This window comes from Lysinibacillus sp. NPDC097287 (assembly GCF_044761695.1).
Taxonomy (GTDB): Bacteria; Bacillota; Bacilli; order Bacillales_A; family Planococcaceae; genus Lysinibacillus.
Map to the genome: position 1 here is coordinate 32,531 of NZ_JBIWCX010000018.1, position 14,420 is coordinate 46,950.

General features: G+C 38.4%; 13 protein-coding genes. All 13 read left to right on the forward strand.

What is annotated here, in order from left to right; translation table 11 throughout:
* Positions 1 to 12: 12 nt before the first annotated feature.
* The 13 genes from rsmH to ftsZ all read left to right on the forward strand — a co-directional run bounded on the left by rsmH (position 13) and on the right by ftsZ (position 14,341).
* A complete protein-coding gene (gene rsmH / locus ACIQ2D_RS19260) occupies positions 13 to 963 on the forward strand; it encodes a 16S rRNA (cytosine(1402)-N(4))-methyltransferase RsmH (RefSeq protein ID WP_402866930.1) in 951 nt (316 codons plus the stop codon).
* Positions 964 to 1,332 (forward strand): cell division protein FtsL, encoded by a 369-nt coding sequence (ftsL, locus tag ACIQ2D_RS19265; RefSeq protein WP_402866931.1) that lies wholly within the window; start codon positions 964 to 966, stop codon positions 1,330 to 1,332.
* Positions 1,329 to 3,542: a penicillin-binding protein gene (locus ACIQ2D_RS19270; RefSeq protein ID WP_402866932.1), complete on the forward strand. Its 2,214-nt coding sequence runs from the start codon at positions 1,329 to 1,331 to the stop codon at positions 3,540 to 3,542. Before ftsL ends, ACIQ2D_RS19270 begins: the two co-directional genes overlap by 4 nt.
* 58 nt (positions 3,543 to 3,600) lie before the next feature.
* Positions 3,601 to 5,517 (forward strand): stage V sporulation protein D, encoded by a 1,917-nt coding sequence (locus tag ACIQ2D_RS19275; protein WP_402866933.1) that lies wholly within the window; start codon positions 3,601 to 3,603, stop codon positions 5,515 to 5,517.
* Between the two features lie 125 nt (positions 5,518 to 5,642).
* Complete coding sequence (mraY, locus tag ACIQ2D_RS19280) at positions 5,643 to 6,617, forward strand: phospho-N-acetylmuramoyl-pentapeptide-transferase (RefSeq protein ID WP_402866934.1); 975 nt, start codon at positions 5,643 to 5,645, stop codon at positions 6,615 to 6,617.
* Positions 6,614 to 7,963, forward strand: a complete 1,350-nt coding sequence (gene murD, locus ACIQ2D_RS19285; protein WP_402866935.1) for a UDP-N-acetylmuramoyl-L-alanine--D-glutamate ligase — start codon at positions 6,614 to 6,616, stop codon at positions 7,961 to 7,963. The genes mraY and murD overlap by 4 nt, the downstream gene beginning before the upstream one ends.
* Before the next feature lie 40 nt (positions 7,964 to 8,003).
* Positions 8,004 to 9,083 carry a putative lipid II flippase FtsW gene (gene ftsW, locus ACIQ2D_RS19290; RefSeq protein WP_402866936.1) on the forward strand — a complete coding sequence of 360 codons (1,080 nt, stop codon included), beginning with the start codon at positions 8,004 to 8,006 and terminating at the stop codon, positions 9,081 to 9,083.
* Between the two features lie 23 nt (positions 9,084 to 9,106).
* Positions 9,107 to 9,931, forward strand: coding sequence for a cell division protein FtsQ/DivIB (locus tag ACIQ2D_RS19295; protein ID WP_402866937.1), 825 nt, complete (start codon positions 9,107 to 9,109; stop codon positions 9,929 to 9,931).
* On the forward strand, positions 9,912 to 10,637 hold the full coding sequence (locus ACIQ2D_RS19300) for a DUF881 domain-containing protein (RefSeq protein ID WP_402866938.1): 726 nt from the start codon (positions 9,912 to 9,914) through the stop codon (positions 10,635 to 10,637). The genes ACIQ2D_RS19295 and ACIQ2D_RS19300 overlap by 20 nt, the downstream gene beginning before the upstream one ends.
* 26 nt (positions 10,638 to 10,663) lie before the next feature.
* Complete coding sequence (locus tag ACIQ2D_RS19305) at positions 10,664 to 11,383, forward strand: DUF881 domain-containing protein (protein WP_402866939.1); 720 nt, start codon at positions 10,664 to 10,666, stop codon at positions 11,381 to 11,383.
* 3 nt (positions 11,384 to 11,386) lie between these two features.
* Entirely contained in the window at positions 11,387 to 11,758 is a 372-nt protein-coding gene (locus ACIQ2D_RS19310; protein WP_402866940.1) for a small basic family protein, read from the forward strand.
* 94 nt (positions 11,759 to 11,852) lie between these two features.
* Positions 11,853 to 13,133, forward strand: a complete 1,281-nt coding sequence (gene ftsA, locus ACIQ2D_RS19315) for a cell division protein FtsA (protein ID WP_402866941.1) — start codon at positions 11,853 to 11,855, stop codon at positions 13,131 to 13,133.
* A gap of 53 nt (positions 13,134 to 13,186) precedes the next feature.
* Positions 13,187 to 14,341, forward strand: a complete 1,155-nt coding sequence (gene ftsZ / locus ACIQ2D_RS19320; RefSeq protein WP_402866942.1) for a cell division protein FtsZ — start codon at positions 13,187 to 13,189, stop codon at positions 14,339 to 14,341.
* Positions 14,342 to 14,420: the final 79 nt, after the last annotated feature.

A 14,420-nucleotide genomic window follows, 5' to 3' on the forward strand; every position in this document is an offset into this window, starting at 1 on the left:
GGAGCGATTAGTATGTTCGATCATACAACCGTGCTATTAAAAGAAACTGTTGATGGGTTGAACATCAATCCTGATGGTGTATATGTAGACTGTACGCTTGGCGGAGCAGGGCACAGTGAATATTTAGTACAACAACTATCAGAAAAGGGTCGTCTCATTTGTTTTGACCAAGATACAGTAGCTATCGAAAATGCAAAGGTTCGTTTAGCACCTTATATAGAACGTGTCACATTTGTGCACTCGAATTTCCGATATTTAAAAGAGGAATTACTAGCATTAAATATTGAAAAAGTAGATGGTATTTTATATGACCTTGGCGTATCTTCGCCACAATTGGACACACCGGAGCGTGGGTTTAGTTATCATCATGATGCACCACTTGATATGCGTATGGACCAGACAGCACAACTGTCGGCATTCCATGTTGTCAATGAATGGGCATATGCGGATTTAGTTCGTATTTTCTTCCGTTATGGAGAAGAGAAATTTTCAAAACAAGTAGCTCGAAAAATTGAGGAAGCACGTAAAACTGCGCCAATTGAAACGACTGGGCAACTTGTAGAACTTATCAAAGAGGGGATTCCTGCAGCTGCACGTCGTAAAGGCGGGCATCCAGCGAAGCGTATTTTCCAAGCGATTCGTATTGCTGTAAATGATGAGCTAGGCGCAGCAGAAGACTCACTTGTAGATGCTATTGAAATGATTGGTGTTGGAGGACGCATTAGCGTAATTACATTCCATTCATTAGAGGATCGCTTATGTAAGACAATTTTTAAAGAAGCTTCGTCACTACCTGAATTACCACCGAATTTACCGGTGATTCCAGATAATATGAAACCGACTTTAAAGCTTATATCAAGAAAGCCGATTCTACCTTCAGAAGAGGAGTTAGCAGTTAATAATCGTGCACGATCAGCAAAGCTTAGAGTGGTGGAGAAAATTAACGACAAAGGACGTGAGTAAATGGCAGCAGTACGTGTAAGGCAACAACAGCATCAACATGTGCAACAACCAGTAACGCCACCTAGTCCAAATCCCACCATCAAACATCGCAAAAAAACGAACCAAAAATTTGAAAAAATGATGTTACTCGTTTTAGTAGCAACGATTGCAGTACTAGCAGTTTTTGTATTAAACAAACAGGCAGCAATTCAAACGACGAACATAGATATTCAAAAAATTGAAAATGAAATTGAAGAAATTTCAAGACAAAACGTAGATTTGACTGTTCGCGTGAGCGAACTTTCTACATACTCTAGCATATGGAAAAAAGCACAGGAACTAGGTTTAACTCAAAATGAGAAAAATGTAAAGGTAGTGCCTGGAGAATGAAAAAAAAGAGATTTCGATTCCAATGGGGAGCCTTTCTATTATTAATATTTTATGGAGGGCTCTTTTTCCTATTATTCACAAGAATGGTTACACTTCAAGCTTCTGGAGAAGTAGAAGGACAAGAACTGGCAGCAAAAGCTGCTGCGAAATATCAAAAAGAGAGTGCTATTACCGCTAACCGAGGAAAAATCTATGATACTAATGGCAAAGTGATAGCTGAGGATACACTTAGCTATCGACTAGTTGCCGTTGTAAATGAAAGTGCAACAACCAATCCCAAAAAACCACGTCATGTTGTTGATCCTGAGGAAACTGCAGAAGTATTGGCAGAATATATAGATATGGATAAAGAGGCAATCTATCATCGACTAACGAAGCGTAGAGATGACGGTACACTACCTTACCAAGTTGAATTTGGTAGTGCTGGCCGAGGGATTAGTCATGAAATTATGAACCAAATAAAAGAAGAAGAATTACCAGGTATACTGTTTGTTAGTGATTTGAAACGCTATTATCCAAATGGAGTTTTTGCGTCGCATCTGATTGGCTTTGCGCTAAAAGAGGAAAATAAGGACGGTACTGTGACAACAAAAGGAAAGATGGGTCTTGAGTTAACGTACGACGAGGCATTAACTGGTGAAAATGGTAAGGTTGAATACCAGACCGACGCTTTCCAATACTTATTACCTAACAGTGAGAAAATGATAACACCGGCCAAAGATGGCGATGATATTTATCTCACTCTAGATAAAACAATTCAAAGTTTCGTAGAAGATGCTATGACACGAGTAGAAAAAGAGTATAATCCGGAATCTATGACGGCTGTAGTGGCTGATCCGAAAACGGGGAAAATTCTTGCGATGTCACAGCGTCCGACATTCAACCCTGAAACACGTAGTGAAAATATGAAATGGTTGAATGAAGTCATTGAGGAAACGATTGAGCCTGGTTCGACGATGAAGATTTTCACGCTTGCTAGTGCAATCGATTCGGGTAATTGGAATCCAAATGAAACTTATAATTCAGCTCCTTATAAGGTACATGATCGAGTTATTCGGGATCATAATAGAGTCGGTTGGAATTGGATTACATATTTAGAAGGTTTCCAACGTTCTTCTAATACATCAATGGCCCATCTTTTGAAGAAGATGGGAGACGATGTGTTCCTTGATTATTTAGATCGCTTTGGTTTTGGTCAAAAAACAGGCATTGATTTACCAAATGAAGCGACAGGGATAATTTTATCGCAATATCCAATTAACCGAGTGACAACATCATTTGGTCAAGGTTCGACGGTAACACCAATTCAGCTTATTCAAGGGATGACAGCTATCGCAAATGACGGAAAAATGATGCAACCGTATGTGATTGATAGAATAGTAGATTCATCTACAGGAGAGATTATTGAACAACATGAACCAAAAGAAAAGGGGCAACCTATTTCAAAAGAAACAGCGAAGCAAGTGCAAGAGATTTTAGCATCTACATTAACGTCTAAGTACGGGACAGCGAAGGATTTTGTGTTAGATGAATATCAAGTAGCTGGTAAAACAGGTACAGCAGAAATTCCGAAGGCTAGTGGTGGGTATTATTGGGGTGCTGATCAGTTCCTGTATTCCTTCTTAGGAATGGCACCAGCAGATGATCCACAGCTAATCATGTATGTGTCAGTTGAAAAGCCGAAGCTAAAAGGGAAATTAGGATCTGTACCAGTTGCTGAAGTATTTAATCCTGTCATGCAAAATAGTTTAAAACATTTAAATATTAATCCTGAAGATGTAAAAGCAGTAGATCGTGTAGCTATTCAAGATTACACGGGTAAAAATGCAGAAGCGATGCAGGTGGAGCTTGCAAATGATGGCTTGAAACCAATAATTGTTGGTGCTGGCGGCGAAATTATTGAGCAATATCCAAAAGGTAAGCAAAAGCTTGTGAAAGGTAGCTTTGTATTTTTGAAAACGGCAGGAAATAGTACCTTACCGAACTTTACGGAATGGTCGCTACGGAACATACTTGTTTTTAAAACAATGTCGGGCATGGAAATTGAAGCAGTAGGGGAAGGTTTTGCGGTCAGTCAAAGTGTGTCTCCGGGTACAGTCATTTCAGATCGTGCACCAATAGTCGTTAATCTCAAGACTCCTGCTGAAAGTTTCATTCCAGATGTAGACGTTTCTCCAGAAGGTGAAATTGAAAATATAGAGATTGAATAGACATTGAATAGAAGTCCACTTCATTTCATACGTTGTAAAAAACAAGGTGTGATGTAGAATGAAGTGGATTTCTATCCATTCAAAAAAGCGATTACGAATTTTATATGTATTGTTTATCTGTCTGACAGCTGCAGTAGTGATTCGTCTTTTTTTCTTACAAGTCTTTGACCAAAAAGAATTAACAAAAAAAGCAGAAGAGAACTGGGACCGTGAAATTCCGTTTGCTAATGAACGAGGGCATATAACGGATCGAAATGGAGAAAGTATAGTAACGAATAAATTGGCACCGACTTTATATTTTATGCCTTCACAGAGCAAGGATATTGAAGGAGCTGCTGCAAAAATTGCGCAAGTACTAGAAGTGGATGCGCAAACACTTCTAGAAAAGATGAATAAAAAAGCGTACTTAGTGAAGTTGGCACCAGAGGGGAAGAATATCCCTTATGAAAAGGCTGTAGAACTGCAAGGCTTACAGATAGAAGGCTTGTATAGTGGTGTTGACTACGTACGGGACTATCCTTATGGCACATTGTTATCACGTTTTCTCGGGTTTACTGGTTATGATTCGCAAGGACTTGCAGGTATTGAGTATGGGTACGATAAACTCTTACAAGGCAATGCGTCAGCCATCCGGTTATTTACAGATGCAAGAGGTAACAACTTACCGAATGTAGCAAGTGCTTGGAAAGCGGGCGATGATGGCGCTACTGTAGAACTGACGATTAATGTGGATGCACAAAAAGTAGTGGAGCGCGAACTATCACAGGCTATGGATAGGTATGATGCTGACCAAGCCCTCGCGATTGCCATGGATCCAAATACAGGTGAAATTTTAGCACTGTCTTCATATCCAACTTTTCATCCCGCGGAGTATCAGTCAGTGGAGCAGTCGATTTACAATCGGAACTTGCCTGTATGGATGGCATATGAGCCGGGTTCTACTTTTAAAATCATTACGTTAAGTGCAGCACTTGAAGAAAACCTAGTTGATCTAGAACATGAAAGATTTTACGACCCAGGCTATTCTATGGTCGCTGGTGCGAAACTTCGCTGTTGGAAGCGCGCGGGACATAGGGATGAAACATTCCTTCAAGTCGTTGAAAATTCTTGTAACCCAGGCTTTATTGAACTAGGACAACGATTAGGTAGTGAGCGACTTATGCAATACATTAAAGACTTCGGTTTTGGTGAAAAAACCGGTTCGGGTATTGCTGGCGAAGCTTCGGGGATACTATTCTCAAAAGAAAGATTTGGACCTGTTGAGCAAGCAACAACTGCATTTGGTCAAGGTGTTTCAGTAACACCAATACAGCAGGTTCAGGCAGTTTCGGCTGCAGTAAATGGTGGCAAGTTGTACACACCGTATGTTGTGAAAAAGATATACGATCCTAAAAGCGGAGAGGTTATTGAAGAGACTGAGCCGACTATGAAAAGACAGGTTATTCGCGAAGAAACCTCTGCAAAAGTGCGGGCTGCTTTAGAATCTGTCGTTGCAAATGGTTCAGGACGACAAGCTTTTCGCGATGGTCTACGTATTGGCGGTAAAACTGGTACGGCACAAAAAGTAGAAAACAACCGCTATCTTGAAAATAATTATATCGTTTCCTTTATTGGTTTTGCACCTGCAGATAATCCACAAATAGTTGTGTATGTTGCAATAGATAACCCTAAAAAGGCAACACAGTTTGGTGGTGTAGTAGCAGCGCCAATTGTTGGTCAAATTATCGAAGATGTTGCACCCTTTGTAGGTATAAAAAAATCTACTGAACAGTTAGAGAAGGTATACCGTTATGGGGATGCGATTACAGAAAAAATGCCGGACTTTATAGGTCAAACAAAAGATGATATTGCAAAGCAACATTATCCTTTTAGAATTGAGTGGCATGGTGAAGGTACAAAAATTGGTAGTCAATTACCTGAAGCAGGAAGCGTTATCGCTCAAGACGGCACAATTCATTTATATTTAGTAAAGTAATGTAACTTTGCCTTTAAAAATAGAGGAATAACAACTATTATTATGAAGGGCAGTATTAAATATATTATGGTTTTAACTTTCTTCATTAGGGAAGAAGTTAAACAAGATTTAAAGGAGATTTTTTAATGGAACTCGCAACAACGCTTACCATCTTAGCCATTGCTTTTATAGTAACAGTTATTTTGGCACCAATTAGTATACCCCTTCTACGTCGCTTGAAATTTGGGCAAAGTATTCGCGAAGAAGGACCGCAATCTCATATGAAAAAAGCTGGTACACCGACGATGGGTGGCATTATCTTTTTAATGTCAATCATTATTACTACAGTCGGTGTAGGCAGCTATTTAGATTTATTCACAGCGCAAACAATTGTCTTGCTACTAGTGCTAATAGGGTTTGGTATTATTGGCTTTTTAGATGATGGATTAAAGGTTATTCTCAAACGAAATTTAGGTTTAACATCTATTCAAAAATTGATTGGGCAAATTATTATTGCGATACTTGCCTATTTCTTATTACATGTAGCATCATTTGACACGTCTTTAGCTATTCCATTCACGGATTGGTCGATTGATTTAGGCATTTTCTATGTAGCCTTTTTAATTTTCTGGCTTGTTGGTTTTTCAAATGCGGTGAATTTAACAGATGGATTAGATGGATTAGTAGCAGGGACAGCTTCAATTTCATTTGCGGCATTTGGTGTTATTGCACTATTCCAAGACCAAGCTGATATCGCAGTATTTACGTTTGCAGTAACGGGTGCTTTACTTGGGTTTTTACTTTTTAATGCAAATCCAGCGAAGGTGTTCATGGGTGATACAGGTTCACTTGCACTTGGTGGGGCAATTGCGATGGTCTCAGTTTTAGTAAAAGAAGAGTTTTTATTATTACTTATTGGGCTTGTGTTTGTCATTGAGACATTATCCGTTATCCTACAAGTAGGAAGCTTTAAACTTCGTAAAAAGCGTATCTTTAAAATGAGTCCAATTCATCATCATTTTGAATTATCAGGTTGGTCAGAATGGAAAGTTGTTCTTGTATTTTGGTCAACTGCTTTAGCAGTAGCATTGATTGCAGTCTTATCGGAGGCGTTATTATGAGAGATTACAAAGATTTACAACATAAAAAAGTGCTTGTTCTTGGTTTAGCCAAAAGTGGAGTAGCTGCTGCGGAAATTTTACATGAGCTTGGTGCATTTGTGACAGTCAATGATTCAAAACCATTCGACGAAAGTCCGGATGCACAAGGTCTACTTCAAAAAGGCATTACAGTGATTTGTGGACGTCACCCAGAGGATTTACTAGACGAAGGTTTTGAATTAGTGGTGAAAAATCCAGGGATTCCTTATAGCAATAAAATTGTAGCAGATGCAATTAGCCGTGATATTCCTGTATGGACAGAGATTGAACTTGCTTATTTAATTAGCGATGCACCATTTATTGGTATTACCGGCTCGAATGGTAAGACAACAACTACAACACTTATTTTTGAAATGCTTGAAAACGGAGCGAAAAAGCCGTTAATCGCAGGGAATATTGGTACTGTAGCTTGTGGCGTAGCTAGAGAAGCTGTTGAAGATAATAATATAGTGACGGAACTTTCGTCTTTCCAATTAATGGGTACGGAAACATTTAAGCCGAAAATCGCTATTTTAACAAACCTTTATGATGCTCATTTAGATTACCATGGTACATTTGACAAGTATGCAGAGGCAAAATTTAACGTGACACGTAATCAAGATGAAAATGATTATTTCATCTATAATGCTGATCAACCTATAGTGGTTGGTTATGCAGCACGATCGAAAGCGAAAAAAGTTCCATTCTCTTCTAATGGACGAACAGAAGAAGGCATCAGTGCTGATGAAACAACAATTTACTGGCAAGGCGAGCCGTACATGGAACGAGCAAATATTGCTCTTCCTGGTAAACACAATCTAGAAAATATTCTAGCCGCTGTAGCAGCTTGTATTTTAGTAAACTGTGATAAAACAAAGATGGAAGAAGTATTAGAGACATTTGCGGGCGTGCGTCATCGTACACAATTTGTTGGTGAATGGAAAGGGCGTAAAATTTATAATGACTCAAAAGCAACAAATTGCTTAGCGACGAAGAGTGCACTAGAAGCATTTAAAGCGCCTGTTATTTTGCTTGCTGGTGGTTTAGATCGAGGGCATTCGTTTGAAGAATTGCGACCTTCTATGAATCATGTAAAGGGTGTTGTCGCATTTGGTGAAACGGGCTTACGTTTTGTCGAATTTGCAAAATCTTGTGGTGTACAGCAGACGGTCATCGCACAAAATGTAGAAGACGCGGTGCACTATGCCGCACCGATGTCAGCTGAAGGCGACATTATTTTACTATCACCAGCATGTGCAAGTTGGGATCAGTATGATAGTTTTGAGATTCGTGGAGATGTATTTATTGAAGCTGTAATGAAGCTGTAATAAGTTCGTAACTATTTTAGAATATAATTAATTCGGAAGGATGGCATTGCTGAGAGGAAAAGAAAGCTATTTATTGCTCATAACAACGTTGATGCTATCAATAATCGGCATTATTTTCGTCTATTCTGCTGGCACGTATTGGAGTGCTGTTCATTATAGTGAAAAAATGCCGTTTTATATGAAACAGAGTATATACTTCGTCGTAGCGATAATAGTGTTTTTTGTCACTATTCGACTAGATGTTCTTAAAACTAAATCTTTTTGGAAAATGGCTTATGTATTTTCTTTAGTTTTACTAGTACTCGTTTTGATTCCGGGAATTGGCCTTGTCCGTAATGGTTCACAAAGTTGGATTGGGGTAGGACCATTAACAATTCAACCAGCAGAGCTAACAAAAATAACTGTACTCGTATATATGAGTCACATTTTAGCAGAGCATAAGACGGGCAAACCTATTGTGAATTGGCGACATGGTGCGATTTTATTGCTACCAGTTGTACTCATCATGCTGCAACCGGATTTTGGTTCTGTCTTTATCTTAGTTGTGTCAGTGTTTTTATTGTTTTTTGTAGCAGGCTATCCACTAAAGCTCTATGCATTATTTATTGTAGCTGGTATTGGTGGGTTAGTGGCTTTGATCGCAACTGCTCCGTATCGTTTGAAGCGAATTCAGTCATTTCTTGACCCATGGCAAGACCCTCTAGTTACTGGCTTTCAAGCAGTACAATCATTAATGGCTATTGGGCCAGCAGGTATTTTTGGGCATGGCTTTGGACAAAGTAGGCAAAAGTTTTTATATTTACCTGAGCCTCAAAATGATTTTATATTCGCGATTATTTTAGAAGAAGTTGGTTTAGTAGGTGGGTTGGCCATTGTGGCATTATTTGTACTTGTTTTGTATGCCGGTTACAAATTAGCGGTCCAAGCTACGACGAGAACAGCCTTTTACGCTATCATAGGACTCGTTACAATGTTAAGTGTGCAAGCTTTTTTAAATATTGCCGTTGTAATTGGTTTAGTGCCCGTAACGGGGGTAACACTGCCTTTTATTAGTTATGGTGGTACATCTTTAGTAACAATGTGGTTAATGATAGGTATTATTTATCAATTAGCAAAATAAATATAAAGGAGGGAGTGCATAATATGGAGAAGGTAATAGACATTGAAGATCGTATACCTACACTAAAAAAACGTCGGAAGAAGCGAACCAATCGTAAATTTATAGTGTTGATATTACTTTTCTTTTTAGTATTATCTGTACTCCTTTATTTTCAATCCCCGTACAGTGACATAAAAACAATAGATGTTAAAGGTGCTCATTTAGCAAACGAAGATTATTATCTTCAAGGAAGTAAGATTGTAGAAGGGCAATCGATGTGGGGCTTTAAGGTTAAAGATGTTGAACAAGCATTATTAAAGGATGAATGGGTTAAGGATGTACAGGTAAAGCGCAACTGGTTACGTAAAGTCACAATTGAAGTAGAAGAGTGGAAAAAGGTTGCTTATTTAGCGGAGAATAGCACATACTATCCATTACTCGAGAATGGAAAGCGCTATGAACAAGCTGATGATAGCATACCGATAGATGCACCTGTTTTTATCGGTATTACAAGTGAAAAAAAGATTAATAAGCTCGTCGAACAATTGTCGTTCTTAAAGCCTGAAGTCCTTGCTCTAATTTCACAAATCAATTCGAATGAAAGTAAAACAAATCCAAATGCCATCAAGCTATATATGAATGATGGCTATGAGGTACGAGCAATCATTTCGACTCTAGCAGAAAAGCTCAATTATTATCCGTCGATGGTAGCGCAAATTCAGCACTTGGAAAAGGGTATTATTGACTTAGAGGTTGGTTCATCTTTCAAACCGTACAATAAAGCATACAATCAAGTGGAGTTGGATATGGAAGAAGATGCAGAACTAACCGAGCAGGAAGTGACCGAAGATGAACAACAAGAACTCTAACAAAGGGAACTTTTTATCTAGAAAACAGTTCGAGATTTTAATTGTATGTATAGTTACTGGTTTTATCATTGGTTATTCGTACAATCAGGCACAGGATAATAGAACGTCTAGTTCGTTAAATTCACAGCTTTTTGCACAAGAGGATTCATATCGGGAAGAATTAATTGAACAGCAAGAACGAAATATAGAGCTTGCTGAAGAAAGAAATCATTTGCAAGATAAAATTCGCGAATATGAAAAAAAGTATGCTTCTAACGAAAAAGAATATGAACAGCTTGTGGAAGAAGCAGAGGATTTGCGATTATTATTAGGAGAATTAACAGCAGAGGGGAAGGGCGTTCGTGTGACATTACAGGACGCTGAATATGACCCAACTGCAGTCAATCCTAATGATTATATAGTACATGAAAGCCATGTGTTTAAAGTCTTGCATGAATTGAAAATATCGGGTGCACAGGCCATCACTATCAATGGTCAGCGTTTAATGGCAAATTCTTATATACATTGTAATGGACCTGTAATTACTATTGATGGTAAGCAACATCCAGCACCTTTTGTCATTGAAGCAGTAGGGGATTCAGCAACGCTAAGTGCTTCGTTAAATTTAAAGGGCGGAGTAATAAATCAATTATTAAATGATAATATCGTCGTAACGTTGGAAGAAAATCAAAATATAATGATGTCAAAAGTTAAAGTGGAAAGTTAATACGATACGTCTAGGTGGGAACAGTTTTGAAAAAAAATATGTATACCCGAATAACGATTGTGCTATTCATTATCGGTCTAATGATGTCGGTACAATACAATACTATTCGCAAACCAGCTGAACGAGATACTCGAGATATATGGGCAATTCGTGAAGAACTTTCAGAAGAAAAGAAACAGCATTCAGCTCTATTAGCAGAAATTCGTTCATTAAATGCAGTCGTAGATCGCTATGAACAATCTGAGGAGACGAATATGAAAGCTGTATTGAGTGAAACAGTTGAAAGCCTAAAACAGCAGGCTGGACTAACAGAGATTACTGGACCAGGTGTAATATTACGCATTAATCCAGCACAAGAATTAGTAGCGATGGGGTATGACATCAAAGAAATATCTCCAGATTTACTTATTCAATTAACAAACGCATTATTCAAATATGGTGCTACGAATGTTGCGATTGATGGGGAAAGAATTGTACACACGACTGCCATTCGTGATATTAATGGAGAAACAACCGTAAATAGTGTGCCGTTAAGCACACCACCATTTGAAATATACGTGGGCACAAATTCGTATAAAGATGCAAAAAAAGTGTACAATTCTGTACAAGCCTCTACATTTATTGATTCATTCTATTTGGACAACTTTAACCTAATTATTGAAGAACCCACCGACGAATTAACCATTCCAGCATTTGAAAATTCGTTAACGAATGACTACTTAACAGAAGCTAAAAAAGGAGAATAGCATATGTGGCTACCGTTTTTAGGTTTATTACTAGGAATTGCCTTTGGTTTATTAACGAATATTCAAATCCCTGCTATTTATGAAAATTATTTATCCATTGCAGTATTAGCTGCTTTAGATACCTTATTTGGTGGCATCCGTGCTCAATTACAACAAGTTTATGATGATAAGGTATTTATATCTGGATTTTTCTTTAATATTATGCTCGCAGCAGGGCTAGCGTTTCTAGGTGTCCATTTAGGCGTAGATTTATATTTAGCAGCAATTTTCGCTTTCGGAGTACGTTTGTTCCAAAATATTGCAATTATTAGGCGTATTTTACTAACTAAGTGGGGTGAAAAACGTCCCAAGAACAAAAATTCGCCCATAAATTAAGAGAAAAATTGACTGAAATGCTCGATTTGCTTAGACATTATGGGAAATTTACAATAGAATGAAAATAAGAGCATTTTCAAGGAGGTGCAGCGAGTTGAATCAGCAAGAATTATATATATCTCTTGATATAGGATCTTCCTCTATCAAAGTATTAATAGGTGAAATGAGCGACGGACATTTACATGTAATTGGTGTTGGAAATGTCAAGTCGAATGGTATTCGAAAAGGGGCAATTGTTGATATAGATGCAACAGTACAATCTATTCGGAAAGCAGTAGAACAAGCAGAACGAATGACAGGCTATAAGATAGAAGAGGTAGTCTTAGGAGTTCCTGCTAACCAAACAATGTTACAATTAGTAAAAGGTGTTGTAGCTGTTAGTAGCGATAATAGAGAGATTACAGATGATGATTTAGACAGAGTAGTAGAGTCTGCACAAGTCATGTCAATACCTCCTGAACGTGAGCTAGTAAATATAATACCTAGACAATTTATTGTGGACAACCTGGATGAAATTAAAGATCCTCGTGGCATGATTGGTATTCGTCTTGAAATGGATGCCACAATGATTACAACATCAAAAACGCTTTTACACAATGTACTTCGGTGTGTAGAACGTGCCGGTTTAAGCATCAGAGAAATATATCTGCAACCACTCGCAGCAGGTTTCTTTTCATTAACCGAGGACGAAAAAAATCAAGGAACCGCTTTTATTGATTTGGGAGGCGGTTCGACGACAATTGCAGTGTTTGAGGATGGGCAGTTAACACATACAGGTGTTATACCTGTCGGTGGTGATCACATCACTAAAGACTTATCGATTGTTTTAAAAACACCTACTGAGCAATCTGAACAAATCAAGCAGCAGTTTGGACATGCCTTTTATGATGATGCTTCAGACGATGAATTATTTGAAGTTCCAGTTGTTGGTACTGATTCAAAAGATCAGTATAGTCAGCGCTTCATTTCAGAAATTATCGGGGCACGTTTAGAAGAAGTATTTGAGCTTATTATTGATGAATTAGCTCGTTTAGGTGTACGGGATTTACCAGGCGGTGTAGTTTTAACAGGTGGCGTTGCTCAACTTGAAGGAATCGCACCTTTAGCGCGTCAAGTATTGCAAACACGTGTTAGAATTTATACACCTGATTATATCGGCGTTAGAGAGCCTTCATTTACGACAGCGGTTGGACTTATCCGTTACGCCTATTTAGAAGACGATTTTTATGGAAAAAGTACGATTTCAAACCCGATTGAATATGCAACTGTAGGAACTCAAACTGTTGCTTCTAAAAAACAAGAACATGCAACAACAGAACCTAGAGGCAGTGTAATTGGGAAAGCAAAAAAATTTCTAGATAAATTTTTTGATTAATGCGAATGCGTAATGGATGAAATAGAGTCGAGTTACCGTGGGAGGAAGAGAGTATGTTAGAATTTGATACAAGTGTCGATCAACTTGCAGTTATAAAAGTAATTGGTGTCGGTGGCGGCGGTAACAACGCTGTAAACCGAATGATTGAGCATGGTGTACAAGGTGTTGACTTCATTGCAGTAAATACTGATGCACAAGCTTTAAATCTATCAAAGGCAGAAGCTAAATTACAAATTGGAACAAAACTAACTCGTGGTCTAGGTGCAGGAGCAAATCCCGAAGTTGGGAAAAAAGCTGCTGAGGAAAGCCGTGAACAATTAGAAGAAGTACTACGTGGTGCTGATATGGTATTTGTCACTGCTGGTATGGGTGGTGGTACTGGTACTGGTGCTGCTCCTGTTATCGCACAAATTGCACGCGATTTAGGTGCTTTGACAGTTGGTGTTGTGACACGTCCATTTACATTCGAAGGACGTAAGCGTCAAACACAAGCAATCGGCGGTATTAATGGCATGAAGGAATCGGTTGATACATTAATCGTTATTCCAAATGACAAGCTACTACAAATCGTGGACAAGTCAACACCGATGCTTGAAGCATTCCGTGAAGCGGACAATGTATTACGTCAAGGTGTACAAGGTATATCAGATCTTATCGCAACACCAGGTCTTATTAACTTAGACTTTGCGGATGTAAAAACAATTATGTCTAATAAAGGTTCTGCATTAATGGGTATTGGTATTGCAACTGGTGAAAATCGTGCCGCAGAAGCTGCGAAAAAAGCGATTTCAAGTCCATTATTAGAGTCTTCAATTGATGGCGCTAAAGGTGTACTAATGAATATTACTGGTGGCTCAAACTTAAGCTTATTTGAAGTGCAAGAAGCAGCTGATATCGTTGCTTCAGCATCTGATGAAGAAGTGAATATGATTTTCGGTTCGGTTATTAACGAGAACTTAAAAGATGAAATTATCGTAACAGTTATTGCGACTGGTTTCACAGAAGAAGCTATACAACAACGTGGTCCAGCTCGTCCGACGTTGAATGCAACTCGTCAAGCTGCACCTCAACAACAAGCGCCTGTTCGTGAGCAACGTCAAGAAGTTCATGTTCAACAAGAACAGCCACGTCAAAATCAACAAAATTATGCACAAGATGATATGCTAGAGGTACCTGCATTTTTACGTAATCGTAAAAACCGCGGTTAACTAGCAAAATAGTTTTTTTAAAAAGTCCGTATTTTACTAATGTAAAATACGGATTTTTTTGTGTTTTAAAATGTAAGGA